Source organism: Spirosoma sp. 209 (assembly GCF_002006735.1).
GTDB lineage: Bacteria > Bacteroidota > Bacteroidia > Cytophagales > Spirosomataceae > Spirosoma > Spirosoma sordidisoli.
Window position 1 is genome coordinate 267,763 of the sequence record NZ_MVEC01000004.1, and the last position, 26,049, is coordinate 293,811.

At 55.9% G+C, this 26,049-nt stretch carries 25 protein-coding genes; 7 read left to right on the forward strand and 18 right to left on the reverse strand.

The features are described 5' to 3' along the window. Window positions 1-9: 9 nt before the first annotated feature. On the forward strand, window positions 10-789 hold the full coding sequence (locus B1C80_RS08920; RefSeq protein ID WP_077920725.1) for a YdcF family protein: 780 nt from the start codon (window positions 10-12) through the stop codon (window positions 787-789). Window positions 790-841: 52 nt separating this feature from the next. Here B1C80_RS08920 and pfkA read toward each other — a convergent pair whose 3' ends face one another. From pfkA to B1C80_RS08985, 13 genes are all read right to left on the reverse strand, one after another. Beyond that, entirely contained in the window at window positions 842-1,816 is a 975-nt protein-coding gene (gene pfkA, locus B1C80_RS08925; RefSeq protein WP_077920726.1) for a 6-phosphofructokinase, read from the reverse strand. A 196-nt stretch (window positions 1,817-2,012) separates the two neighbouring features. Beyond that, window positions 2,013-2,786: a glycosyltransferase family 2 protein gene (locus tag B1C80_RS08930; protein ID WP_077920727.1), complete on the reverse strand. Its 774-nt coding sequence runs from the start codon at window positions 2,784-2,786 to the stop codon at window positions 2,013-2,015. 21 nt (window positions 2,787-2,807) lie between these two features. After that, window positions 2,808-4,076: a glycosyltransferase family 4 protein gene (locus B1C80_RS08935; protein WP_077920728.1), complete on the reverse strand. Its 1,269-nt coding sequence runs from the start codon at window positions 4,074-4,076 to the stop codon at window positions 2,808-2,810. Further along, complete coding sequence (locus B1C80_RS08940; RefSeq protein WP_077920729.1) at window positions 4,073-4,879, reverse strand: FkbM family methyltransferase; 807 nt, start codon at window positions 4,877-4,879, stop codon at window positions 4,073-4,075. Before B1C80_RS08940 ends, B1C80_RS08935 begins: the two co-directional genes overlap by 4 nt. A gap of 75 nt (window positions 4,880-4,954) precedes the next feature. Continuing rightward, window positions 4,955-5,797, reverse strand: coding sequence for a class I SAM-dependent methyltransferase (locus tag B1C80_RS08945; protein WP_077920730.1), 843 nt, complete (start codon window positions 5,795-5,797; stop codon window positions 4,955-4,957). 67 nt (window positions 5,798-5,864) lie between these two features. Beyond that, on the reverse strand, window positions 5,865-7,469 hold the full coding sequence (locus B1C80_RS08950) for a lipopolysaccharide biosynthesis protein (protein WP_369822685.1): 1,605 nt from the start codon (window positions 7,467-7,469) through the stop codon (window positions 5,865-5,867). Between the two features lie 136 nt (window positions 7,470-7,605). Further along, window positions 7,606-8,304, reverse strand: a complete 699-nt coding sequence (locus tag B1C80_RS08955) for a cytidylyltransferase domain-containing protein (protein ID WP_077920731.1) — start codon at window positions 8,302-8,304, stop codon at window positions 7,606-7,608. Beyond that, on the reverse strand, window positions 8,301-9,344 hold the full coding sequence (locus B1C80_RS08960; protein WP_077920732.1) for a nucleotidyltransferase family protein: 1,044 nt from the start codon (window positions 9,342-9,344) through the stop codon (window positions 8,301-8,303). The genes B1C80_RS08955 and B1C80_RS08960 overlap by 4 nt, the downstream gene beginning before the upstream one ends. Continuing rightward, complete coding sequence (neuC, locus tag B1C80_RS08965; protein ID WP_236648695.1) at window positions 9,328-10,428, reverse strand: UDP-N-acetylglucosamine 2-epimerase; 1,101 nt, start codon at window positions 10,426-10,428, stop codon at window positions 9,328-9,330. The genes B1C80_RS08960 and neuC overlap by 17 nt, the downstream gene beginning before the upstream one ends. A gap of 8 nt (window positions 10,429-10,436) precedes the next feature. Then, window positions 10,437-11,459, reverse strand: a complete 1,023-nt coding sequence (gene neuB / locus B1C80_RS08970; protein WP_077920734.1) for an N-acetylneuraminate synthase — start codon at window positions 11,457-11,459, stop codon at window positions 10,437-10,439. After that, on the reverse strand, window positions 11,456-12,103 hold the full coding sequence (locus B1C80_RS08975; RefSeq protein WP_077920735.1) for an acetyltransferase: 648 nt from the start codon (window positions 12,101-12,103) through the stop codon (window positions 11,456-11,458). The genes neuB and B1C80_RS08975 overlap by 4 nt, the downstream gene beginning before the upstream one ends. Next, window positions 12,100-13,245, reverse strand: coding sequence for a LegC family aminotransferase (locus B1C80_RS08980; protein ID WP_077920736.1), 1,146 nt, complete (start codon window positions 13,243-13,245; stop codon window positions 12,100-12,102). The genes B1C80_RS08975 and B1C80_RS08980 overlap by 4 nt, the downstream gene beginning before the upstream one ends. Further along, window positions 13,238-14,227: an NAD-dependent 4,6-dehydratase LegB gene (locus B1C80_RS08985; protein WP_077920737.1), complete on the reverse strand. Its 990-nt coding sequence runs from the start codon at window positions 14,225-14,227 to the stop codon at window positions 13,238-13,240. Before B1C80_RS08985 ends, B1C80_RS08980 begins: the two co-directional genes overlap by 8 nt. A 132-nt stretch (window positions 14,228-14,359) precedes the next feature. Here B1C80_RS08985 and B1C80_RS08990 point away from each other — a divergent pair, with 132 nt between their 5' ends. Further along, window positions 14,360-15,220, forward strand: coding sequence for a hypothetical protein (locus B1C80_RS08990; RefSeq protein WP_077920738.1), 861 nt, complete (start codon window positions 14,360-14,362; stop codon window positions 15,218-15,220). Here the strand turns inward: B1C80_RS08990 and B1C80_RS08995 are convergent. Further along, window positions 15,217-16,164 carry a GNAT family N-acetyltransferase gene (locus B1C80_RS08995; RefSeq protein WP_077920909.1) on the reverse strand — a complete coding sequence of 316 codons (948 nt, stop codon included), beginning with the start codon at window positions 16,162-16,164 and terminating at the stop codon, window positions 15,217-15,219. The genes B1C80_RS08990 and B1C80_RS08995 overlap by 4 nt on opposite strands. Before the next feature lie 88 nt (window positions 16,165-16,252). After that, window positions 16,253-17,140: a Ppx/GppA phosphatase family protein gene (locus tag B1C80_RS09000; protein ID WP_077920739.1), complete on the reverse strand. Its 888-nt coding sequence runs from the start codon at window positions 17,138-17,140 to the stop codon at window positions 16,253-16,255. Window positions 17,141-17,160: 20 nt separating this feature from the next. Between B1C80_RS09000 and B1C80_RS28400 the strand changes: the two genes are divergently transcribed. From B1C80_RS28400 to B1C80_RS28090, 4 genes are all read left to right on the forward strand, one after another. Then, entirely contained in the window at window positions 17,161-17,325 is a 165-nt protein-coding gene (locus B1C80_RS28400) for a hypothetical protein (protein ID WP_161492743.1), read from the forward strand. A 158-nt stretch (window positions 17,326-17,483) separates the two neighbouring features. Next, window positions 17,484-21,311 carry a methionine synthase gene (gene metH, locus B1C80_RS09005; RefSeq protein WP_077920740.1) on the forward strand — a complete coding sequence of 1,276 codons (3,828 nt, stop codon included), beginning with the start codon at window positions 17,484-17,486 and terminating at the stop codon, window positions 21,309-21,311. Window positions 21,312-21,404: 93 nt separating this feature from the next. Next, on the forward strand, window positions 21,405-22,433 hold the full coding sequence (locus B1C80_RS09010; protein ID WP_077920741.1) for an AAA family ATPase: 1,029 nt from the start codon (window positions 21,405-21,407) through the stop codon (window positions 22,431-22,433). Continuing rightward, a complete protein-coding gene (locus tag B1C80_RS28090) occupies window positions 22,433-22,987 on the forward strand; it encodes a hypothetical protein (protein WP_129600955.1) in 555 nt (184 codons plus the stop codon). Before B1C80_RS09010 ends, B1C80_RS28090 begins: the two co-directional genes overlap by 1 nt. A 48-nt stretch (window positions 22,988-23,035) precedes the next feature. Here the strand turns inward: B1C80_RS28090 and B1C80_RS09020 are convergent, their stop codons facing one another. The 3 genes from B1C80_RS09020 to B1C80_RS09030 all read right to left on the reverse strand — a co-directional run bounded on the left by B1C80_RS09020 (window position 23,036) and on the right by B1C80_RS09030 (window position 25,044). Beyond that, entirely contained in the window at window positions 23,036-23,848 is an 813-nt protein-coding gene (locus tag B1C80_RS09020) for a class I SAM-dependent methyltransferase (protein WP_077920743.1), read from the reverse strand. Between the two features lie 217 nt (window positions 23,849-24,065). After that, window positions 24,066-24,329 (reverse strand): hypothetical protein, encoded by a 264-nt coding sequence (locus tag B1C80_RS09025; RefSeq protein WP_129600953.1) that lies wholly within the window; start codon window positions 24,327-24,329, stop codon window positions 24,066-24,068. 163 nt (window positions 24,330-24,492) lie between these two features. Next, window positions 24,493-25,044, reverse strand: coding sequence for a fasciclin domain-containing protein (locus B1C80_RS09030; RefSeq protein ID WP_077920745.1), 552 nt, complete (start codon window positions 25,042-25,044; stop codon window positions 24,493-24,495). A 491-nt stretch (window positions 25,045-25,535) separates the two neighbouring features. Between B1C80_RS09030 and B1C80_RS09040 the strand changes: the two genes are divergently transcribed. Beyond that, window positions 25,536-26,015 carry a hypothetical protein gene (locus B1C80_RS09040; protein ID WP_077920747.1) on the forward strand — a complete coding sequence of 160 codons (480 nt, stop codon included), beginning with the start codon at window positions 25,536-25,538 and terminating at the stop codon, window positions 26,013-26,015. The last annotated feature ends 34 nt before the right edge of the window (window positions 26,016-26,049 follow it).

Sequence of the window (26,049 nt, forward strand, 5' to 3'; positions counted from 1 at the left end):
CTGTAGTCTATGTTTTATTTCTTTTCTAAAGTTCTCAGCTACTTTATTACGCCGGCTGGCTGGCTGGTGGCCTTGCTGGTTCTGGCGTTGTTCACCAGGAGCCACCGACGCAGGCGCTGGCTGGCGGGCGGGGCGCTGGCCGTTTTCTGGCTATTCGGTAATACCTTCCTGGTCAATGAGTTTGCGCGCGGGTGGGAGTATGGCCCCGTAGCCGTTCCTGCCGACACCACGACCCGCATTGCTGTTGTCCTGACCGGCGGCATGATGGATGGGATGACGCCTATACCAGACCGGCGGTTTCTGCTCGACCGCGAGGCCGATCGGGCCGGGCAGGCACTGTATCTGTACAAACAGGGAGCAGTCCGTACCATTCTGATTAGTGGCGGCAACGGCGACCTTCCCTTTCAGCCGGGTATCGTGAGCGACGAAGGCCAGATGACGGCGCGTTTTCTGGAAACGGCGGGGGTTCGCCGGGAGGATATCATACTCGAAAACAAATCGAAGAATACACGTGAAAATGCCCTGTTCACAGCTCGGCTACTGCGGCAGCAGTTTGGTACCAACCGTTGTGTGCTGGTCACCTCGGCCTGGCACATGCGTCGGGCGGTGGGTTGTTTTCGAAAAGCGGGCGTTGAGGTGGTGCCGTTTCCGGGCAGCTTCATGAGCCATCAGCGCACGTTCGTGCCGGGCGAATGGCTGTTGCCTAACGCGCAGGCCTTTCAGGATGCGTATTACCTCGTTAAAGAAGGGGTGGGGTATATGGCCTACCGCCTGGCCGGGTACATCTGAGCCGGAACAGACCCGCGGCTGGGAAGCGGGGGCTGTTCCGGCGTCTGACTGTCTAGACCGACAGGATCTTTACCATCCGCAGCAAATCCTCATTGATGGGCTTGGGAAGCCGGATGGTGTCTTTGAAGGGCGTATAGACCAGCTCGTTATTGACCACACCGGCCATCACGTTTTTCTCGCCGTTCATGAGTCCTTCAAGCGCTCCGAGGCCCAGACGGCTGGCCAGAATCCGGTCGTAGGCCGTTGGGATGCCACCCCGCTGGATGTGGCCCAGGGTGGTTACGCGCATGTCGATATCCGACTGTACCTGCTGCCGGATCTTCTCGGCAATTTCGTTGGCGTTCCCTTCTTCCTCACCCTCCGCAACAACAATGATCGACGAGGATTTCTGGCGGCTCCAGCCTGCCTTGAGCGTTTCGACAACTTCAGAAATGGGGGTGAGCACCTCCGGCACCATGACCAGTTCTGCCCCGCCCGCAATCCCCGACTGAATGGCGATATAACCCGAGTCGCGGCCCATTACTTCGATAAAGAAAATGCGGTCGTGCGAGTCGGCCGTATCGCGGATTTTATCGATTGCTTCCAGGGCTGTGTTGACGGCCGTATCGAAGCCTATGGTATAGTCGGTACCGTAGAGATCATTGTCGATGGTACCCGGTGCGCCCACGGTCGGAATGCCGTATTCGTCATAGAAGAGCGTTGCGCCGGTGAACGTACCGTTTCCGCCGATGGCGATCAGGCCTTCAATCCCGAATTTCTGTAATTGGTCGTAGGCTTTTTTACGGCCTTCGGGCGTCATAAACTCTTTACTTCGGGCCGATTTCAGAATGGTTCCTCCGCGCTGTACGATGTTGCTGACCGAGTGGGAAGACATCTGAAAAATGTCACCGTTTATCATTCCGTTGTACCCCCGGCGGATGCCAAATACGTCGAGTCCGTGGTAAACTGCTCCCCGGACAACGGCCCGGATGCAAGCGTTCATCCCCGGTGCGTCGCCCCCCGAAGTAAATACAGCGATTCGTTTCATTGGTTAAATCTATTTTTTTACAGGAAAAGGACAAGAAGGCCAGGCTTTAGCGAAGCAAATCCCGCAAATTTATCTGCAATTCTCGATGTAAAGGTATTTTTTAGTCATTAATCCCGTCGGCTTCACGCAAAATTCATACCGGCCAAATAATATAGAGCAACGGGGCTGCATGACTACTCTATTGATTTCCTTTTGGTTAACTACCCAGGCCTTTACCGGGTCGATTCAGGGCCCGCCAGACAATTCGGCCGTGATTGAACAGCGTCGATCCCCAGCCGAAATGAGTGACCAGGACCCTGAAGCGGTCGATCAGCGACCGCCGGTGTTGCTGTACCGACAAACCGCCAACCAGATAACGACACAGGACAAAAGGAACGAACTCAATACGCCGGGCCGCCTTCAGACAACGAATTTCCCAGTCGAGGTCGGCGCTGAGGTTGCCGAGTATATAGTCCGGCGCGATGGACCGGCGGGCCACAAACGCCTGATGGCATACTTTCATCCCCAGCGCCATATCGCGCCAGGTCAGCGAAACGGGCAGCGCATGGGGCGTCACCACGCTGCGCAGACCAATAGGAACGCTGGCCCCCTGGCCGCCCGTGTCCTCAACGAACAGGGCGTCGCTGTAATACACATCCGCCGGGTTTGTCTGCATGAGGCTAAGCAGCCTGGGCAGGGTATCGGGGTCGTGGAGTTCATCGCCTGCGTTCATGAACCAGACGTATTTGCCCTGCGCCCGGTGAAGGCCTTTGTTCATGGCATCGTACAGCCCGCGGTCGGGCTCCGAAATCCAGCTCGTTACGTGAGCTTCGTACTGTCGGATGATGTCCAGCGTGCGGTCGGTCGAGGCTCCGTCAATGATGATGTACTCAACCTCGGAGGTGGTGTACGCCATGACGCTCCGGATCGTACGCTCCAGAAACTGGCCGGCGTTGTAGGTGATCGTAATGATGGAGACGGTTGGCGGCATGATCAGAAGGGGCGTTCTCCGCTATCGGTTAGCTGGTGCGCTCAGTAACGATTGATACAGATCGATATGCTGGCCGGCAACGACATCTTCCGAAAACCGGGCCTCGGCCGACTGGCGGGCCTGATTCCGGAGAGCGGCCGGATCTGGATGGGTAAGTACGTACGCCAGCCCGTCGGCTAGTTCCTGCGCTGAACCGGTAGCGGCCAGGTAGCCATTTTGCCGGTGGTCGATCATCTCGGGGATGCCGCCCGTGCGGAAGCCGACCACGGGGGTTCCGCAGGACATCGCTTCAACGATTGTATTGGGCAGATTATCTTCCAGCGACGGGACAACCATGGCGTCGGCTGCGTTGTAAGCAGCCACGATGTCGGCTTCGCTGGTCAGGAGGCCCAGTTGCCGGATCGGGTAGGGTAGTTCGTTGAAGAGGTACGAGCGTCCTTTGCCGAAGACCAGGATCTCGGGCGTAAGTTCGGGATGTTGCTGGTGCAGGAGGGTCAGGGCTTCGGCAAAATACCTGAATCCTTTGCGGGTGTCGGTTACGTTGGCACTGCCGAACAACAGCCGCTGGGGCTGACCTCCGTCCCGTGGGGAAGTCGCTGGCGCGAAGACCTGCTGATCGAGCGTATTAGGAATGACCTGATGCGGGAAGCTGCCCAGCAACGCACTGCCTTCAGCCTGTTCGGCCAGCCACCGGCTCGGGTGTACCACATGCAGCGGAGCGTTGGTATAGGCCCACTGTTTCCGGTCGAACCGCCTGGCCGACAGGTCATTGCTGGCGGGTTTTTTCAGATACGGACAATGGTGGCAGTGCGTCATGAAGTGGGTGCAGCCCCCCGTATAGTGGCATCCTCCCGTAAAGGCCCACTGGTCGTGCAGCGTCCAGACAACGGGTTTGCCGAGGCTGAACAGCGACCGCAGCCCGCTTAGGGATAAAAAGCCGAAGCTGCTCCAGTGAATGTGCAGCAGATCGGCCTGCTGAACAGCAGGGTGGAAATCGAGATCCGCGCCAAAGACGGCCGGCGAGAACTGAAAACGAACGGAGGGGTCGCGTTCAAACGGCAGAAAGTAAAGCCGCTCGGCCACGAACCGGCCAAAGGCGGTTTGTTCGGCCAGGAAATTGTTGGCCAGGAAGGCAACCTCCGGGGCGGGCTGGTGTTTCTCCTGCCGGTTCGACGTGCCGATGAGCAGGGTAGCCTGAACGCCCTGGTTGAGCAGCGCCCGATGGAGCCGGCTGGTGGCTACGGCTGCCCCGCCAAAATGCTGATAGGTGCTGAGGATGACAACATTCATGGACGATAGGCAAAGATGTTGAGCTGCAGGTCCATCAGGTCGTTGCCCCGGTAGCGATGGTTGACCAGCGGCCGTACCCGCGACTGGTTGCTGTCGATGTAATACCGAAAGCCCTGGTTCTCGAGCAGCCGCGTGATGAGGCCCAGCGTTTGCGGATGGCCGATGTAGGCATGGTACTCGATGAACAGGTTTCTGACGTGCGCGAGCGCATCGCTACAGTCGACCAGCACCTCGGTTTCAGCGCCTTCGATGTCGATTTTGAGCATGTCGATGCGGGTTTCGCGCAGGAGGTAGTCCCGCAGCCGGACCGACGGAACTAGCCGCCGACCCGTTTCCGAAAACATGGACGCGCCATCGGCTTCGCCACTGCCAAAATCGAGCCCCTGCTCATGTATCCAAACGGCTTTGTTGATGACCTCAACCTCGTTTATGCCGTTGGTTTGGAGGTTCCGCGCCAGCACCGCCCCAATGTCCGGATCGGCCTCAAACGCCACAATGCGGGCCTGCGGGTAGGTTTGGCGGAAATAAGCCAGGCTGGTGCCGATGTTGGCTCCGCAGTCGTAAATGACGGGTTTGGCCGCATCGGTCAGGAAGCGGTACGACTCATCGGCAAAGATTTCCTTGAACTGCCAGACAAATGACAGCGGGTCCGGCACTTGAAAGCGGTAACGCAGAAACGGGATGGTAGTCAACCGGTGACGGGGCTGGCCGGCGTACCGGAAAAAGAGCCACAATAGCCGACGTCCGTTGGCCGATTGCAGGGCCCGGTACAGGTTCGTGAACAGGTATTTGAAGAGCCACATAAGCGCGGGGAAGACAGGAAGGGCCAGCGCGGGGGCAGGTTTGTATCGGTCCCGACCCCGTTCTGATTGCCTTCTTTAATACGAAAAGCCAATACCCGCACCGGGGTACCAGTGGTCTTTCGGAATCTCTTTGAAAAAGACAAACTTACGTCCTACCTCCAGCGACAGGCGGGCCAGGGCGCTTGTTTCGTGGGCGTTGTCGCTGAGCAGCAGGCCGCCCGGGTTCAGCTTGGGCAGAACGACCCGATACTCGTCTTCTTCGTAGGTAGCCGAGTGGTCGCTGTCGTTGATAAACAGGTCGATGGGCTGACTGAACGCGCGCAGGCTCGTGATGGAGTCGCCGTAGAGTACTTCGCCCACCTCGCGGTAGGGGCCGTCGAGCAGGTAGCCGGCTTTGGTGGCGATGTCGGTGCCGTAGTAGCGGCCGGGTTTACCTTCTTCGCGGTTCCGCAGCAGGGCCGCGCAGAGCAGCACCGCCCCCAGCCCTTTGTCAACGCCCGTTTCGATAACGACCTCCGGCTTACGGAGCCGGACCAGCGCATACCAGCCCAGCCGCCGACCGAACTCGACGCGCAGATCGGCCACGCGCCGGTAGGAGGACGTGCGGGTTTTTTCGAGGATATGCTGACGCAGGGCTTCGTCGGTCTGGGCTTCGCGGATGTACTGCTGTACCAGTTTGGGCGACACGTCGGCCACTACGGCAACGGTATGGGCCATATATAGCAGATTGTCTTCGCTTAGTTCATAAGTGAAGTTGGTATCTTCCCGCGACTGGAGGCTCCAGCGCAGAATCTGGCCGTAGCGGTAGTTATAGACCCCGCTGGCCATTTTCAGCCTGGGCAAAAAATTGACAACGGGCGACTTTCGTACTTTATACAGGGTGTCGAGGCCAAATACCTTAATAAGAAGTTTTCGCATCAATGAACTCACATCGTTACTGGTGAGCGGTTAGTAAACACAAACGTGATCAGGGAGCTACAGACTGTCAGGACCGTAGCTTTTTTACCCGCTGCCAGGCACCCGTCAGGAGTTCGCTGGCATCGGGCGAGAGTTTCAACACAACAACAAGACCCACAAAAAGCAGGGTAACGGCACCCGACCGAAGCAGTACGTCGGTTCCGGTCTGCCAGATTGATCCGCTATAATGCGGCACCTGCTCGCTGATGAGCCAGACCAGCCCGGCAACGAGAATGACGACTCCGTTGCGCCACGAAAAAGGCTGCATCCGGAACGCAATCCAGACAAGCAGCGTCCGGACAAAATTGTACAGAAACGTGGCCAGCACGGCACCCATCGCGGCTCCGTCGATGCCATAGCGGGGGATCAGGTAGTTGTTGGCCAGGATAGTGATGATAATCAAACCGATAAAAAGCACCGAGTCGAGCGCATAGAAACGCGACGTAGACAAAATAAGGCCGTTGACGCCCGTTGCCATGTCGATGAGTTTGCTGAGTCCCAGCCACAAAATAACGAAATAACCCGCTTTGTAGCCTGTCGGCAGTATGGTAAACAGGCTGGGCAGGTTGACCGCTACGCCCACGAAGACCAGACAGCCGGCAATGAGCTGGTTGAGGCAGCTTTTGCGGTAGATCATCAGAATGTTGGCGCGGTCGTTCGCTTTCCAGGATTCGGCGATGAGGGTGGCGGCTACTTTATACAGCGCCGTTGCGGGCAGGGCAATGACGGCGGCAAAATAGGAGGCTGTACTGTAGATCCCCGTCGCGTCGAGCCCCAGCGAATTGCTGATCATGCCTTTGTCGATGGTCTGGATGATCTGGGTCGACAGGGCCGTGGTCAGGCTCAGGCTGGCGTACCGGATGAGGTTTCGGCGCAGGTCCGGGCTGACCGCTACGTAGCGGGGGTTGGCGAACAGGTTGCCATCGCGCATCACGCTCGCTATCATCAACAGGGTCGGGATAAAAAAGGCCATCAGCCAGACGCCCATAAACTGGTTAAAGGTAAGCCAGCCCGCCCAGTACAATCCGCCTGCTGCCAGCACCAGCACCCGCTGTACAAACTGCTGGAGCAGCGTACCGGTAACGGGGTCGTAGAGCAGTTTGGCGTAGTTGTCGAAGACGGCAAAATAGGCGGTAAAAAAGGTCAGCGGAATGAGCAGATAATAATATTCGACGAACAGGGGCGACTGGGAACCGTAGTGAGCAATGACCCAGGGTTTACCCAGCCACAGCAAGAGGGTGCAGAGGCCAAAACCGACCAGCGTGGTCAGACTGCTGATGATCAGGTAGCCGTTGTGCTGCCGGTCGATGTTCCGGAAATACGGAAAGTAACGGCCCCCGGCGTTGTTCAACCCCAGACTTGAGGCCTGAACCAGCACCTGAGCTATCGCAATGAGCAACGCCATCAGGCCGATCTGGGCTGTAGAGAACAGGTTTGGGAAAAAGACGCCCTGCGTTAAAAAACCTACGCCTACCCCCGCGTAGGAATAGATCGAACTCTGTATGGTTTGCCGTTTAATGATACCCACGTACTGAACGAGTAAACGAATGACGAAGAACCGGAGATCGGGAAACAGGGCCCGGCCGGTTGTGCAGGCGTCAATCAGGTTTGCCAGCCCGGGCCCGATAAGCACGTGTGGCGATCGGTTTTGGTAACACCATCCCGCAGCCACGCGCATCGTGCCAGACTTGGCACCTCAAATTTACGGCTTTCGGTCGAGAACTGCCACCTGTGGCCCAACCAGCACGACGGAGCCGTAACGGGCTGGTTCATGGGTTGGCCGTCAGGGAGCGATGCGTAGCCAGAAATTCGGCAAAGGCCCAGTCGAGCGGGGTGTCCAGATCGACGGAATCGTGGGGACTCATGACGTATTTTCTGACTTTATCGAACTCGCTGAGGGGTTTTTCGGCCAGCGAAGCCAGGTTGATCACGTACACCGCGCCGTTATAGGCATAAACCGCCGGGCAGTCCTGCCGACGGCTGAAGTTACCCGTTTTGGATCGTTCGAGAAACCCGTCGGCGCGTTCTTCGAAGAGGTTGTAATACGGATTACTGGCCGATTCCGTTACCGATACCACCATGTCGAGCTCCTCGGCGTAGAGCGCCATCGCGTCCCGAACGTGTTGGGCGGTGCGGAACGGGGAGGTGGGCTGTAGCAGCACCAGCGTATCGTACGGCCGGTGCTGCTGTTTGTAAAAGTCAACCGCATGGCGCATCACCTCATAACTGCCCGACTGGTCGGTAGCCAGCTGATCGGGTCGTTTGAAGGGGACCGACAAGCCGTAGGCTTCTGCCGCCCGGATTATTTCGTCGGCGTCGGTGGAGAGGCAGATATCGGTATCCGGAGCCAGCGCCCGCGCCGTATCGATGGCGTAGTACAGGAGCGGTTTCCCCAGAAATGGCCTGATGTTTTTGCCGGGAATTCCTTTCGACCCACCCCGCGCCGTAATCAGGAACAGGGGTTTCATAACGTAATGTGGTTGATGTCGACGCAGGCTTTCTGGTAATCTTCGTGGCGGCCAATGTCGAGCCAGTAGCCCAGCATCGGGAAGTAGGTAACGGTATGCTGCTCGGCTATGAGCTTCTCGAGCAGGTCGGTAGCGTTATAGACCCCCTCGGGAATCAGATCGACCAGGCTGCGTTTCATCAGGTAGATACCGGCGTTGATGTAGTAAGTGTAGGTCGGCTTTTCCTTGAGCGACCGGATCGCTCCCTCATTCGTTTCGAGAACGGCATAGGGAATGTTGACCTGGTAGGGCACCGTCGCTACCGACATGTCGGCGTTCTGCCGGCGAAACGATTCGTAGAAATCCTCGAAGTCGATGTTCGTCAGCAGGTCGGAGTTCATCAGCAGAATGGTGTCGTTCTGGTAATTGTCCGTCAGGCGCATCGATCCGATGGTGCCGAGGGGTTCGTCTTCGCGGGTGTACTGAATGCGTATGCCTTTGGCCGAGCCATCGCCGAAATAGTCTTCCAGCTGGTCGCCCAGGTAGCGGGTGGTGATGTGAATGTGGTTGATTCCGTAGCGGGTCAGCCGGTCGATGTTGTGCTCGATGATGGGTTTATCGCCGACTTTCAGCAGGGGCTTGGGGGTGTCGCGCGTCAGGGGCATCAGCCGCTCGCCCTTGCCGCCGGCCATGATGACGGCGTCGACTGGTAAAAGCGCTTTGGTCTGAGCCAGGTTGACGATGCGGACGATATGCCCTTCGCTGTCCAGCTCCGGAATCAGTTGCAGCAGCTGCGCCCGAAAGCGCCGGATGGTTTCGGTATCATACTCATTGTGGCGCAGGAACCGGAAGTTCGGATTCATAAACCGGCTTACGGGCTCGCTGAGTGGCTTGCCGCCAATCAGTCCGCGCCGGATGTCGCCGTCGGTGAGGGTACCCAGCAGTTTGCCGGTTTGGTCAGTTACGAAGAGCGTGAGGTACTGGCCGAGGCTGCTGATCTGCTCCAGCGCCCGGGTAACGGGTACGTCGTGCTGAACGATATGTTTACTGTAGTCTGCCACGAATCTGTTTTAAGATAGAAACGATCTGTTGCGCGGTGGTACCGTTGCCGTAGGCGTCGACAGGCGCGGGCGGACCGGCGTTTTCGATGGTCCGTACCGCTTCCAGGATCTGGCTGGCCTCGATGGCGCAGTTGATAATATGGGGCGTTATCAGCCGCCCTTCCTGCCGGTTACCCAGGTTGATCACGTATTTCGGAAAAAAGCTGGCTTCCACGAATCCACTCGAGGTGTTGCCGAGCATAAACCGGCAGTATTTCATACACGAAAGGTAGCCGATTGTCCCGAATGATTCGACACCCACCGCGTTGGGCTGCCGGTCGATGAAGGCCAGCAGGTGCTCCCGAACGTAGTTGCCCATGGTGTCGGTATTGGGCATGGTAATGATCAGCTGGTAGGCCGACAGCTGCCCGAGGGCCCCGATCAGCTCGGCTACGTGCTCCCTGTTCTTCTCGAACGAAACCGTTTCGGGATGAAACGTAATGAGGATCGAGGGCTGGTCGAGGTCAATGGCAAATTTCTCGAAAAACTCGGCTTTGGTCAGCAGGGTCAGGTGGCGGAGGTTGTCGATGCTCAGGGCGCCGACATTATACACATTTTTGGTCGAGCCGGTCAGTTCGATGACCCGCGCTTTATACGCATCGGTGGTGGCGAAGTGATAGGTCGACATCACCGTAATGGCGTGGCGAAATGCGTTGTCGATGGCGCCCAGGGTGGTTTCGCCCCCATGGATGTGCGCCACCGGCAGGTTGAACGGTACGGCGCTGGCCACGGCGGCAAACATCTCGAACCGGTCGCCCAGGCATAAGACAAGATTGTAGTTTTCCTGCGGCCACAGCGCCGAAAACGCCTGCATAACGCTGCCCATCGCGTGGCTGATGTCGGCCGGGGCGTCACCCGCCGGGAGGGTGTCGATCCGGTGCTTTACCGGAAACCCATTCGCTACGATCTGGTCTACCGTATGGCCGTGGCGGGCCGACAGATGGGTGCCGAAGGCAAGGATGTCAAGGTCGAAGAACGGGTCTTCGGCCAGGGCCATCAGCAGCGGGTAGTAGATGCTGTAATCGGCCCGGGAGCTGGTCAACACACCGATTCTCATACCAGATCCTCCCAGCGCAAGAGATGGTCGGCTTCGACATCGACACCCAGACTACGGCCCGTCACCTGATCCAGCTGCATGGGCGAGATTCCGGAGCCCGGCCGTTTCATGATCAGGTCGTCTTCGGTCAGTACCTGCCCCGCCAGCCGTGGCCGGGCCAGATGAATGCTTTTTCGGGCAACGACCAGGTTTTTCTGCTCCGACGGGGTCGGTTGCTTGATACCGTCGCCCAGCGCTACCTCGATATTGCGGATGGCCCGGATCATCTGTGCCAGCTCGTCCGGTTCGAGGGAGGCCAGGTGGTCGGGCCCTTTCAGCGATCGGTCGAGGGTAAAATGCTTTTCGATGACGGTAGCGCCGAGGGCAACGGCCGCAATGGGCACCTCGATACCGGGGGTGTGATCAGAATAGCCAACCGCGACCCCGAACGTGTCGGCAATGGTTTGCATAGCCCGCAGGTTAACATCCCGGAAAGGAGACGGGTAGTCGGTATTGCAGTGCAGCACCGTAATGTTCTCGCGGGCCGTACCGGCGCTGGTGAGCACATCCAGCATGGCCGAAATGTCATCCATCGTGGCCATGCCCGTTGAGGCTATGACCTGCCGGTTGTAGCTGCCGATCCGGCGCAGATAGGGCAGGTTGGTCAGTTCGCCGGATGGTATCTTGAAGATAGTCAGGTTCAGGCCCGCCAGAAAATCGAGACTGTCCAGATCGAAGGCCGTGGACAAAAACTGAATATGGCGCAGCTGGCAGTGGGCCATCAGTTCCTGATGATCGGCCGGGCTCAGCTCCAGCTTTTTCAGCATGGCAAACTGGGAGCTGTCGGCCTCGTCGGGCATGTTATTGACCTGATAATCGGCTTTGCGGGCCGATGTGCTGACCAGTTTCTCGGTCTTGAAGGTCTGGAATTTTACAATGTCGGCCCCGGCGTCGGCAGCGATGTCGATCAGCTGTTTCGCCAGGTTTATATCGCCGTTATGATTGACGCCGGCTTCGGCGATGATCAGTGTCTTACTCATGATACTCGTTTTTTCAGCACCGCCGGATTGCCCGCGTACAAGCCTCCTGCTTCGGTATGGCTCAACAGCACGGCCCCGGCGCCAATCAGTCCGCTGGGCGCTACGTGAACCCCATGCGACAGCACGGCCCGGCTGCCGATGAAACAATGGTCGCCCACCCGACCGTCGCCATTGACAACGGCCGCCGTCGATACGTGGCAGTGATCGCCGATCTGGGCATCGTGCTCGATCAGGGAAGCCGTATTGATGATGCAATTTACGCCGATTCGGGCACCCGCGTTCACAAACGCCTGATGATGAACAACCGTGCCTTCGCCAAGTTGGGCGTGGGGCGACACATAAGCCCGGGGCGAAACCAGCGTTGGCAGCAGACCGCCCTGGCTTTTGATAAGCTGAAACAACCGGTACCGCAGGGCACTGGACTTGATCTGGCCTACCGTCACCAGAAAATAGCGGTACTCCCGAACCAGCGCGTCGATGTCGTCATCGGTGGCGATAACAGCGTAACCCGAGAGGGTGGTGCCCAGCTTATCATGGGTATCGACCAGGCCGGCAATGCTGAACTGGCCGGACGCTTCCACGACATCGATCACCGATTTGCAGTGTCCACCGCCCCCTACCAGTATCAGTTGTGGCTTGCTCATGTCAGTCGTACACTGCTGGGAATATTGACGAGCCGGTCTTCGATGTACTGGGCGTGGGTCAGGTCATCGTGCGGGCAGTGGCTCAGCATCGGCAGGCTGGGCAGCAGGGTCCAGGCCGGTCGGGTCATAATGCCGTTGCGGTTGGTGTAGGCCAGAAATGCGTCGCGCTCCTGCCGGTTGCTCAGCAGAATGGCGTTCAGCCAGAAATTAGACTGGCTGTTGGCCGGCTGTTGCACAAACTGGTAGGGAGTTGTCTGGAAAAAGGCCTCATACAGTCCGGCCAGCTGCTGTTTGTTGGCAATGAAGCCGTCGAGCTGCTCCATCTGCGCACAGGCCATGGCTGCGTTCAGGTTGGGCAGCCGGTAGTTATAGCCGGTCTGGTCGTGGTTAAACTCCCAGGGGTGCGGTACCTTGGCCTGGGTGGTCAGGTGTTTCCCCAGCCTGCCCAGTTGTTCATCGTTGGTAACGATCATGCCGCCCCCGCCACAGGTAATGGTTTTGTTGCCGTTGAAGCTGTAGGTGCCCAGCAGCCCGAACGTACCGGTTTGCTGCCCCTGGTAGGTGCTGCCCAGCGACTCGGCGGCATCTTCGACAACGGTGATTTGGTGGGCAGCGCAAATCCTGACGATGGCATCGATCCGGGCCGGATGGCCGAACGTATGCATCGGTACGCAGGCGCTTATGCGTTTTCCGCTGGCCAGGTGATAGCAATGGCCATCTCTGATCTCGGTATGCGCGTCCAGAAAGGCGGCTAACTTCTCAGGGCTGAGGCTCAGCGTGTCGAGATCGACATCGACAAAGCAGGGCGTTGCGCCGGTATAGGCAATGGCGTTGCTGGTGGCCACGAACGAGAGCGGCTGGGTAATGACCAGATCGTCGCGCTGAACGCCCGCCAGAATCAGGGCCATGTGCAGGGCTGCGGTTCCGTTCACGGTGGCGATGGCGTAGGACGAACCGGTATAAGTGCGGATCTGCTCTTCGAACCGATCCACATACTGCCCCACCGACGACACGAAGGTGGAGTCTATGGCGTCGTTGACATACTTCTTTTCATTCCCCGTAAAGCGGGGCTCGTGCAGGGGGATGAAACCGTCGCTGTCGTTGAAGGTATCGCGGACGAACTGAACAAACAGGTCAAACATTATAGATATGCGCCTTATACTGTGTAAGGTTCTCCGGATTGCTGAACCACGCTATGGTCTCCTGAAGGCCCTGGTCGAAACTATACTGCGGGCGCCAGGCGGTTGTCGACGTAATCTTCTGGTTGGAACCGAGCAGCCGCTCTACTTCGCTCTTTTCGGGGCGTAGCCGCTGGTCGTCAGAGCGGATGCTGGCCTCAACGCCCATCAGATCGATGATTTTGTGGGCCAGGTCGCCAATGCTGATCTCGGTATTGGTGGCAATATTCACTTCCTGACCGATCAGCGCATCGTGTCGGGCTATCTCCGCAAATCCGCTTACCGTATCTTTAACGAATACCAGATCACGGGTCGGGTGGAGCGAGCCTAATTTTATCTCCCGGTAGCCGCTGAGCAGCTGGGTAATGATGGTCGGAATAACCGCCCGGGCCGACTGTCGGGGGCCGTAGGTGTTGAAGGGCCGCACCGTAACGACGGGCAGGTTGAAGCTGCGGAAATACGCATCGGCCATCGAGTCGGCGCCGATCTTAGTGGCCGAGTAGGGCGACTGTCCCTGCCGGGGGTGGGTTTCGTCGATAGGTACCGAGAGGGCCGTGCCGTACACTTCCGACGTCGAGGTGACGAGTACCTTGTCAACGGCCAGGTCGCGGGCGGCCTGGAGAATATTGAGCGTACCTTTTATGTTGGTATCGACGTAACTATCGGGCGAGTGGTAGCTGTAGGGGATAGCGATGAGCGCGGCCAGGTGAAAGACGATGCTGACATCGTTCATGGCGGTCCGGACGCCGTTCGGGTCGCGCACGTCGCCGGCAAAAATTTCGATGTCCTGCAGTTTTTCGTTCGGGAGGGTGTCGAGCCAGCCCCAGCTGTTGAACGAGTTGTAATACACAAAGGCTTTCACCGCGTACCCCTCGTCCAGCAATTTTTCAACCAGGTGGCTGCCGATAAAACCGTCAGCGCCGGTAACTAATACTTTTTTTTTCATCCACGGTGGCGTGTTCGAGATAGGTCAAAAGTAGCAAATAAATGCTGGCTGGCCAAGCTGAGCGGCCCGGTCCGGCCATTTGCCGGATTCGTAGTAGTTTTGCGGGCTGTTACTACCGCCCGACATTCGTTGATGAATTATCTTGGTCTGAGCATACCCCGCATTCTTGGTTTCTGGTTCGATACGGTGGCCCGCAACTGGTTTTACCGCCTGAAGGTGGTGAGTCGTAATTATGGTCATTTGCGGAAAACCCGTAGGCTCAAAGGAAGTATGGCGGGCCGGAAGGCCCTGGTGCTGGCCAACGGACCGTCGGTCGGGCGGCTCGACCCCGACAAGATCACCCGGCTGCAGCAGGCGCATCACTTCGACGTGTTTGCGGTGAACTCGTACATCAGTTCGCCCCTGGCCGATGTCGTTGTTCCCGACTACTACCTGTTAAGTGATCCGGCTTTTTTCTTTCCCGAGAAATACCCGCACCTGACCGAACGGCTCAAACGGGACATGGCCCTGCTGACCGAACGCAACATCACCTGCTTCGTACCGCTGGAACACGTTACTGCATCGCCTTTCCAGAAAAAATACGGCTACTACGACCGGGGAAACGTATTTCTGAACCGAATCACCCTTACCGGCCCCCGGAGCTATATTTCCATGACGGCCTACAAAGCCCTGGCTGCGGCCTGCTACATGGGCTACCGCGAAATCTACATCTGTGGCTTCGATAACGATTATTTCCTCAACCTGGTCGTAGACGAGAATAACGATATGTATTACATCGACCGGCATTTCTACGACAAGTCGGGCGATCCGCCGTCGAAGGTGCGCAACACCAACGCGGGCAGCGTAGGCGAGCTGCTGTACTCCCACCACTTCCTGTTCAAAGACCTCGAAAAGTTCAAAGGCTACCCGATCGTCAACCTCAACCAGCAGGGCCTGGTCGATTGTTTCCCCAAGCAGCATTCGCTCGATATTTATAAAGACGAGGCAAACTAAAACTGTTTCTCGAAGGTGAGCCTGGGCGATTCCTGAGCGCCGAGTCGGCGTTTGAAGCGGCTCAGACTGGGTTTGGGCTGGTGGTCGCCGTCGAGCGATACGCCCAGATCGAGCAGCCGAATCTGCTGCTGCCGGCAGTAACCGACCAGTCCGTCAATGAGTAGTACCATGGGACTGAACGTATGATAGTCGGGGCTGGATGCGGGCAGGAAACTGTACAGAATGTCGGTCCGGACGCGTACGGCTATGGTCAGCGCAGCTACCGCACCTGTGTCACTGACCACAAAGACCAGAAACTGATTCGGGAAGGTTCGGAGCAACTGGCCTAACTGCTCGGGGGGCAGGCTGAGCGCGTAGCCCTGCTGCTGCCGGGTGCTGACCAGAAAAGCGGTAACGCGGTCGATGTCGGGATTAGGCCAGTGCTCGAACCGGAAACCGGCGTTCCTGCATTTCTGAAGCCGTCGCCGTTCGGACGCATCGATGCGGGTGTCGAAAGGGTCGTCGGTAATGGGTAGTAGGTAACTCGCCGTTGTCGCCACGATGCCGAACCCGCGCCGGGTGAGTTGCTCCGTGAGCTGCTGCGCCTGCCGGGGAGCGTAATCGTGGGGGTAGTTGACCAGCCGGAAGCGGCTCACCCCACTGGCAGAGACCACCGCCAGTAACGTGTCCAGAAAGTTGCCGAGTGCTGTGTCGGGCAGCGTATCGGTAAACTCGACCGAGCCGAACGGAGCGGCCGCGGGGCTACGGGCCTGGTTGCCATCGACGAAAAACGTACAGCGCGCTTCGGCCCGGCCGGTGCGCGTATTGACGGCCAGTACCGTAGAACCCATGCCGGGATGTTGCTGACGAACGTGCTCGGGCGCATTGAAAAAGAAGCCATCTTCTGCATACGGCCATCGGGTGGGTGCGTGCAGGTCGGCGTCGAGTTCGATACGGTAAGGCATACCTTCCTTACGCAGGAACCGGATAAACGTAACGGCCGGCACCCCTGGAGAGCGTGCCGGCCGTTACGAATGAACCCTCAAGCGCGGGTCAGTGCGTTTTGTGCTTTTTTATGTGCTGGGAGTAAACCAGCTGGATGATTCCGTCTTTGAGGCCGAGGTCGGGCACGATGATCTGGCTGGCTCGGGCCCATTTCATGACCGAGATATAAATATCGGCGGCCGGTACGATCACATCGGCCCGGTCGGCGTTGAGCCGGAGTTTGTTGATCCGGTCGTCCAGGCTAAACGTAGCAATGTGGTTACGGATGCGCTCGATCTCGGTCAGGGTCGTGCCTTCTTCGGTGGTTTTGGCCGCCAGGTTGAAGAGTTTGCTGATGTTGCCACCCGTACCAACGGCAATTATCTCGCGGGACGCGTCGACATTATCTTCGACCCAGTCTTCTATTTTTCGCCAGGCGCCTTTGGTTTCTTTGCCTTCCAGCAGCCGTACCGAGCCGATCTTGAACGATCTGGAATTGACTTTCTGCCGGTTCACGTAGAGGTTAAGCTCGGTGCTGCCACCCCCCACATCGATGTGCAGAAACTGCCGGTCGTCGAGGGCCTGAACAACCACATTGTTGATCAGTTCGGCTTCTTTCTGGCCGTCGATGATGTGAATTTTTACCCCGGTTGCCGCTTCGATACGCCGGGCTATATCGGGGCCGTTACTGGCTTCGCGCATGGCTGAGGTAGCGCAGGCCATATAGCCTTCTACCTCGTGCAGCTCCATGAGGAGTTTATACACCTGCATGAGCTTGGTCGTGCGGGCTTCGGACTCGGGGGTTAGTTCGCCGAAATTAAAGACGTCGTGACCCAGGCGGAGCGGGAACCGCACGTATTCGACCCGCTTAAAACTGACGAGGTCATCGTTGTGGAGAACCGTCGAAATCTGCATCCGAGCCGCGTTCGACCCGATATCAATAGCTGCCAGTTTCAAAACAAAAAGAGCTAATTTTAATGAACAAAACGGCCAAAGATACCAACTTCCGGGAGCTTTGCTACCAGTGGCGTACGGGCCTGAACTCGCCGGTCTGCCCCTATGGGAGCAACCGGCAGGCCCGGCCCGTGCGAAATAAACTGGTTACGAACGGTTCCTGTTCAGAACGGGCTTATACCCAATAGACCGGGAAGCGTTTCGTTGACCAACTGTTTTGCGTAATTTTACCAGCCCTAAGCACTTCACCACACCCGTTACCAGTCAGTCATTATTTCACGGCACTTGAATTATTCCGGGCTGACTATATGTTGATTCTGAATATAGCCAAAACGATTTGCATCCTTTGAAGCCTATTACCGAACTTCTCCGGGAACGTATCCTCGTCCTCGACGGCGCGATGGGGTCCATGATTCAGCAGTACCAACTCACCGAGGCCGACTACCGGGGTGAGCGGTTCGCCGACTGGCCCCACGATCTCAAAGGCAACAACGACCTGCTGTCGCTGACCAAACCTGAGGTCATTCAGGAAATACACCGGCAGTATCTGGAAGCCGGTGCCGACATTATCGAAACGAACACCTTCAGCGGCACCAGTATCGCCATGGCCGACTACCATATGGAGTCGCTGGCCTACGAACTGAACCGCGAGTCGGCCCGGATCGCTAAAGAAGTGGCCGATGAGTTTACGCGGCAAAACCCCGACAAGCCCCGGTTTGTGGCCGGTGCTATGGGCCCTACTAACCGTACCGCCAGCCTGTCGCCCGATGTTAATAACCCTGCTTACCGCGCCGTTACGTTCGATGATCTGGTGGCTGCTTACTATGAGCAGGTAGCCGGGCTGGTCGACGGGGGGGCAGATTTGCTGCTGGTCGAAACCATTTTCGATACGCTCAACGCCAAAGCTGCCCTGTTCGCCATCGACAAGTACTTCAAGGAAGGTGGAAAGCGCGTAGCGGTACAGGCCGGTCAGCTGGCCGAAGCCCGGTCTCCGCTGCCGATCATGGTGTCAGGCACGATTACCGATGCCTCCGGGCGAACCCTGTCGGGACAGACGACGGAAGCCTTTTTGTACTCCGTTTCGCACCTGCCGCTGCTGAGCGTGGGGCTGAACTGTGCGCTCGGGGCTGAACCGATGCGCCCCTATATTCAGACGCTTGCCAAAGAAGCGCCGTTTTTTACATCGGCCTATCCGAACGCGGGATTGCCCAACGCCTTCGGGGAGTATGACGAGACGCCCGAACTGATGGCCGTACAGATCGAAGGGTTCGTGCGCGACGGGTTTGTCAATATCGTGGGGGGGTGCTGCGGCTCTACCCCGGCCCACATCCGGGCCATTGCCGACGTGGCGGCCAAATACCCGCCCCGCCAGCTGCCGGCGCCTGAGCCTTACCAGAAGCTGAGCGGGCTGGAACCCCTCAAAATTACCGAGCAAACCAACTTCCTGAACGTTGGCGAACGAACCAACGTGACCGGCTCGAAGAAATTTGCGCGGCTGATCAAAGAAGGCAACTACGACGAAGCGCTGAGCATTGCGCGTGGCCAGGTGGAAGGGGGCGCGCAGGTGATTGACGTTAACATGGACGAAGGTATGCTCGACTCGGTCGAGGCCATGACCACGTTCCTGAACCTGATTGCGTCGGAACCCGATATTGCCCGCGTCCCGATCATGGTCGACTCGTCAAAGTGGGAGGTGATCGAAGCCGGTCTCAAATGTGTGCAGGGAAAAGCCATCGTGAACTCCATCTCACTGAAAGAAGGGGAGGAGGCATTCATCGAGCGCGCCCAGCTCGTTAAGCGTTACGGAGCCGCTGCGGTGGTGATGGCTTTCGACGAGAACGGGCAGGCCGATTCCTACGAACGGCGCATCGAAATCTGCGAACGCGCCTACCGGATTCTGGTCGATAAGGTCAACTTCCCCGCGCAGGATATCATCTTCGACCCCAATATCCTGACCGTAGCAACGGGTATCGAAGAACACAACAACTACGCCGTTGATTTCATCAATGCCACCCGCTGGATCAAGGAGAACCTGCCGCTGGCGAAGGTAAGCGGGGGCGTGTCGAATATTTCGTTCTCGTTCCGGGGCAACGATGTGGTGCGCGAAGCCATGCACTCGGCTTTCCTCTACCACGCCATCCGGGCGGGTCTCGACATGGGTATCGTAAATGCCGGTCAGCTGGAGGTGTATGACAGTATTCCCAAAGACCTGCTCGAGCGCTGCGAAGACGTACTGCTGAACCGCCGGCCCGATGCCACCGAACGCCTGGTCGAGTTTGCTGAAACGGTAAAAGCCAAAGGCAAAGTCGTTGTACAGGACGATGCGTGGCGGAGTGAACCCGTTCGGGAGCGGCTCAAACACGCGCTTGTCAAAGGCATTACGGATTTCATCGATCAGGACGTAGAAGAAGCCCGGCAGCAGGTCGAGCGGCCGCTGCACGTGATCGAGGGGCCGCTCATGGACGGTATGAACGTCGTGGGCGATCTGTTTGGCGAAGGAAAAATGTTTCTGCCGCAGGTGGTCAAATCGGCGCGGGTCATGAAAAAAGCCGTGGCCTACCTGACGCCCTTTATCGAAGCCGAGAAACTGGTAGGCGGAGATACCTCGACCAATGCCGGTAAAATACTGCTGGCCACCGTAAAAGGTGATGTGCACGATATCGGCAAAAATATCGTCGGCGTGGTGCTGGGTTGTAATAACTACGAAATCATCGATCTGGGCGTGATGGTGCCGACCCAGAAGATTCTGGACGCGGCCCGCGAACACCAGGTCGACATCATTGGCCTGAGCGGGCTCATAACCCCCTCGCTCGACGAGATGGTCGGGGTGGCAAAGGAGATGGAGCGGCAGGGCTTTACGATTCCGCTGCTGATCGGGGGCGCTACGACCTCCCGGATGCATACGGCCGTGAAAATAGACCCGCACTACTCGGGGCCGGTTATTCATGTGCTCGACGCAAGCCGCAGCGTACCGGTAGCTGGTCGGCTGGTCAGCGATACCGAAGGTACCAAAGAAGAAATTTTCCGCGAAATCAAAGCCGAGTACGCCCGGCTGCGCGAAGACCACGCCAAGCGGCAGAAAGAGAAAAACCTGCTGGGTATCGAAAAGGCCCGCGCTAACCGGACGCCCATCGACTGGCAGGCCTTCCAGCCCACCAAACCTGCGTTTCTCGGCAATCGCTATTTCGACGAGTACGATATCGCCGAACTGGCCCGGTACATCGACTGGACGCCTTTCTTCCAGACCTGGCAGCTAAGCGGCAAATACCCGGCTATCTTCGACGATGCCGTCGTGGGCAGCGAGGCTCGTCGGCTTTTTGACGACGCCAACCGGCTGTTGCAGGAGATCATTGACGGCAAGCTGCTGGGAGCGAAGGCGGTAGTCGGCTTCTACCCGGCCAACTCGACCGACGACGACGTGTTGCTGCATGAGTTCGAAGAGGAAATCCGCGATATTGCCTGCGAACGGCATGGGTCACACCGGCACATCGAGTACAAAATCAGCCGGGCCGAAACGGCGGCTGCGGTAAGCGTCTCCAACGCCGGCACCCTCGTTTACGACACCCGTACGGTGCTGCATTTTCTGCGGCAGCAGAATCAGAAAGCACCGGGCTTACCCAACTTCTGCCTGGCCGATTTTGTGGCTCCGCTCGACAGCGGCCGCGAAGATTACATCGGCGGATTTGCGGTAACGGCGGGTATTGGTATTGAAGCACTGCTGGAAAAATACGAACGCGACCACGACGACTATAACAGCATCATGGTGAAAGCGCTGGCCGACCGACTGGCCGAAGCCTTTGCGGAACGGATGCACGAGCGGGTTCGGAAAGAGTTCTGGCCCTACGCGACCAACGAAACGCTCAGCAACGACGAGCTGATCAAAGAAAAATACCAGGGTATCCGGCCGGCGCCAGGCTATCCAGCCTGCCCCGATCATACGGAAAAAGCGACCCTGTTCGAGCTGCTGGACGCCAATAAAATCGGTATCGAGCTGACCGAGAGTTTCGCCATGTACCCGGCTTCGTCGGTGAGCGGCTTTTACTTTAGCCACCCCGAATCGAAATATTTCGCGGTGGGTAAGATCAGCAAAGACCAGGTACTCGACTACGCGATGCGCAAAGACATGCCGGTCGACGAGATAGAGCGGTGGCTAAGCCCGGTGCTGGGCTACTGATACCGTCTGAATAGACATATTTCTAACAAAAAGACGGCTACTCATACAGCCGTCTTTTTGTTGTTAACTTAGACGCGCAATCGGTAATCAGATATGAATCATTTTATTGATCGACTGGAAATCACCAATTTTAAATCCATCCGGGAGTTGACGGTTGACGGTTTCAGGCGCATCAACCTCTTCATCGGTAGGCCAAACGTAGGAAAATCAAATATTATAGAAGCGCTGTCGCTATTGAATACATCATGGGAGAAATTAACAGATATTGTCCGGGTAGAGAATCTTAGGGAGCTCCATTTCAATGGAGATATAAACCAAGAAGTTTCAATAAAAATCAGGCGGGATAAAAACTTGCAATACGAAGAGGTATGTAAGCTTATATTTCTTAAATCTGCCTCAGAAACACTTATTGCAGCGAGAAGTATTAACACCTTTGATCCCAATGACGTTCACACTAATCAAAAGTACGCCTATACAGTAAATGATAATTTTAGCGTACATAAGCCTAAAGGTTACAGCCAAATTTTTGAGCCAGAGACAAAACGATATGCGTATAGGTCTGATGTGAAGTTCTTAGAGAGAAGGGTATCTTACCTGCTTCCCCCTTTTGGGGAAAATATTTTGTACGTTCTTGAACTCATGCCTGAGCTTCGCAAGCTATATGCTCAGTGGTTTCGGCAGTACGGTTTGCGGCTGGTACTGGATACCGCTAGTCAATCATTGAAAGTACAAAAAGAGAAAGGGGAAGATGAAGTTTTTCAGTTACCCTATTCGTCGGTGGCAGACACCCTGCAACGTATTATTTTTTATAAAACAGCTGTTGCTTCCAATGAAAATTCAGTGCTCTTATTTGAAGAGCCGGAAGCACACGCTTATCCACCTTATATAAGCGAATTCACGCAGGAAGTAATCCGTTCGTTAACTAATCAATTCTTCATAGTAACGCATAGCCCGTTGATCGTTGAGGAGTTTCTGACCGATGCCATCGATGAGTTAGGCATATTCATGGTCGACTTTAAGGATGGACAAACCGTCGTGAGAGGACTGACAACAGAAGAGGTTTACGAAGTCAGAAAATATGGCGTTGATTTATTTTTTAACAGCGAAGCCTATTTATCCTGATGGACCTGAATGTGCTCCCTGAATGCTATATTGATACGAAACTGGTCAAAGCACTTGTACCACCCAAACGTCAGTATAATCATCAAAAAGGTACCAATGTCCTGAAAATAATGAAGGAGAGCTTGGCTGATGAGTTTGCCCTGGGTATTGTCGATGAAGATGTGCAGGACCGGGAATATGCACAGAATTTTGACTCGATTTATCATATAGAAGGTTGCCTCAGACTGCTGAAACACAGTACAAGACCACACTTCCTTATCTACTTATGTCCGGCAGTCGAACGATGGATTATATTTTGTGCCGATGAGGCTCAAATTTCATTAACCACGTATGGGTTACCCCATGATTTTGACAAACTCAGAAAAATTTCTAAAACATCGAAAAGTGAAGATCGGGATCCTCACTCCGATAACTTTCAGAAGCTATTCAGAGCGCTCAGACAATCAAACTCGCCGTCTGTTTCAATACTACAATTATGGGTCAATTACCTAAAGACCAACCCATACACAGCAGATGTAAACTGGCTTATTGACGAGACAAATCGATTGCGATAATAAGATAATAAAAGGTATACTAGCCAGCCCAAACTGGCTAGTATATAGTCAGCACTGAACCGTTACCCGCAGGAAAGAGGCATCAACCGTGGTGGTGGTCGGGTCGGCGCTTTTGTTCTGACTGATGAATAAGGCTTCCAACTCAGTCTGTAGCTCTGCCGTCTTTCCGTTCGTTTCGGCGGCTTCGAATGCATTCATGGTTGGCCCGTAATAGGTTTTGAACACGCTGACAAATTCGGCGGGGGAATAGGGCGCGTTGAAGGTAAACGTATCTTTCACGAATGAAATAGCCGATTGGGCTATCCCGGCTTTCCCGAACCGTTCGATGACATGGCTCTCGATACCCCACAGCATAGGACTTATGAACCCGTCGGGCGGTGGCGGGGTATAGGCCGAACTGATTTTTAGAATCTGAGCCACCAGCGTAGGATCGCCCGGAATCCAGTTGCCCATGATGATCCGCCCGCCCGGTCGGGTGACGCGAACCATTTCACTCGCCACTTCAAACGGCTTCGGGGCAAACATGGCGCCGAATATGCTTACGACCAGATCGAACCGATGATCGTCCAACTCTGACAGATCGGTAGCGTCCCCTTCCTGAAACGTACAGGTAGAGAGTGCCTCAGCCCGGGCGCGACTGTTACCTGCTTCAACCAGATTACGGGCAATGTCGACCCCTAAAACGATAGCCCCGCGTCTGGCTGCCGGCAGGGCGGTAGTTCCATCCCCACAACCCAGGTCAAGAACGTCCAGTCCCTGGGTAATACCAAGCTGGGCAACCAGGTTTTCACCACTTTCCCGCATGGTTCGGGCAATTTGGGTGAAGTCGCCTTTCTCCCACAGTACTTTGTTCGGATTCATCGGTTATCTGATTTAGAAGGTTAATACATACAAAAGCTACAGCTTTTGTATGTATTAGTCGCTAACACTACCTTCACGAACAACAGTCGCCTAAAGAATAAGAACAAAACACCGTCAGCTACCCGTAACGGCCACTTCGGTATTCAACAACAGCGCGCACCCAACCAGGCTGGTCAGGTGCGCGCTGTTGTTAGGAAATCAAAACGTTGATAGCGGCTTACCGGCTACCCGTTTTTTTGCGGCTGGTCGACTTCGTGGTCGCGGTCATCGATCCCTGCCGGGTAGTACTCCCCTTTTGAGCGCCGATACTGCCCGCTCCATTCGAGGGGCCGCCCGACGTAGCACCACCCTTAACCGATTGTTGCAGCCCACTGCTCGACCCCGGCTTTGTACTGTTCTTGCCCGAACTACCCGACTGGGCAAAGCTGCCTGCCGAAGCCAGCGTGGTCAGCAGGGCTACCATTATTACTGCACTCTTCATACGTTGATCAGGTTTTATGAAACTATATGTATTTGTTGTTGATAACCGACTCGGGTGGCTGATGTTCAGGCTTCTTTTTCAGTGGTTGCCCGATCTCAGACTGGGCTAAAAACAGAAAACCCGGCCGCCTGGCCGGGTTTTCTGTTCCACCGATGTGGTTTGCTTACGGCATCAGTACCGTGTCGATAACGTGGATAACGCCGTTCGACTGGTTTACGTCCGCAATGGTGACGGTTGAGGTGCCGCCTTTGGCATCGGTCAGTACCACGTTTTTACCTCTCATCATGGCCGTTAGCGTACCGCCCGCAACCGTTGTCAGGGTAGCTTTACCACTACCGTCTTTGATCTGTTTCACCAGATCGGCCGCGCTTACCTTGCCCGGTACTACGTGATAGGTCAGGATGCTGGTCAGCGTTTCTTTGCTTTCCGGCTTCACCAGCGTCTCAACGGTACCTTTCGGCAGTTTGTCAAACGCCTTGTTGGTTGGCGCGAAGACCGTGAAGGGGCCCGGACCCGACAGCGTTTCGACCAGCCCAGCTGCTTTGACAGCCGCTACCAGGGTTGTATGGTCTTTCGAGTTAACAGCATTCTCAATGATATTTTTCGATGGGTACATGGGCGCGCCACCTACCGTCACGGTTTTTTCCTGAGCAAACGAAACCTGACTTACCGCTACCAGCGCAGTCAGTGCGAAAAAGAATTTTAAGGTTTTCATTCTGATAAATTGTGTCTTAAGTAAACTGATAGTGAAGTGTGATCGATCAACGGGAAGACATACGGTTTAACAACATTGTTTAGATTTAACAGAATAAAAATTACTTGCTAATAAATTGATAATCAGAAAAGATGACTTAGTTGTGTACGTATATATGCCCGCGTGATGTTTCAAAAAAATACCCAGCTGCCCGGGGGCGGCTGGGTACTGACGCTCGTCAGCGATACGATTATGGAGTGGATAGAAATACTGTACAAAGGTGATTGTCTGACAAGCGCGAGGCAAGGAGAAATTAACCCAAAACAGGCGCTGGAAATGCCAGTGTTCAATACGGGGAATTTCCCGTATTTACAGGGTGAAAGGCCTATAATTTATTTGTAGTCTACTGATAATCAGTGATTTGTTTTTAGCCTTTTAGGCGGGCGATTGAACCGCATCACTTTTTACGTCTGAGCTGTATAATTTGACGTACAAATCAAACCCCAAAACCTATGCCCCTCCTCATTTCACACACACCCGCCAATCGATTCAGATTTGTAGAAGCCAGTTGCGAACTCGATCCGACCTCCAGCGAGGCCAAACCGGTTGACATAGAAACCCTACAGAATCAGGTGAAAAACTACATCGACTACATGGTAAAAAGTCGGGGTGTCGACCCAGATGATGTGTTTCTGGCCGCAACAGTACGTATCGATACCTTACTGAAGATCATTGCCAGCAACCCGAACTGCGGTGGCATACGGATTTACCTGACTAAGGATACTGTCTTTGATTCGGGGGTCGAGAATGATATCTGGCCATTACTGGTGCCGGTAAGTCATCCAGACGAAACCAATACGTATACGGATTTGATCAGTGATGACCAGGAGCCGTTAAAAAGCGGACTGGTTACAAATTTTTTGTGTAGAAATCCGCCCTGTCTGCGCCCATACGCAGGGAGTAAGCTGTTGCCCGATGGGTATAAAGAATAAGAGCAATGAGCCACTCCGCCGGCGGAGTGGCTCA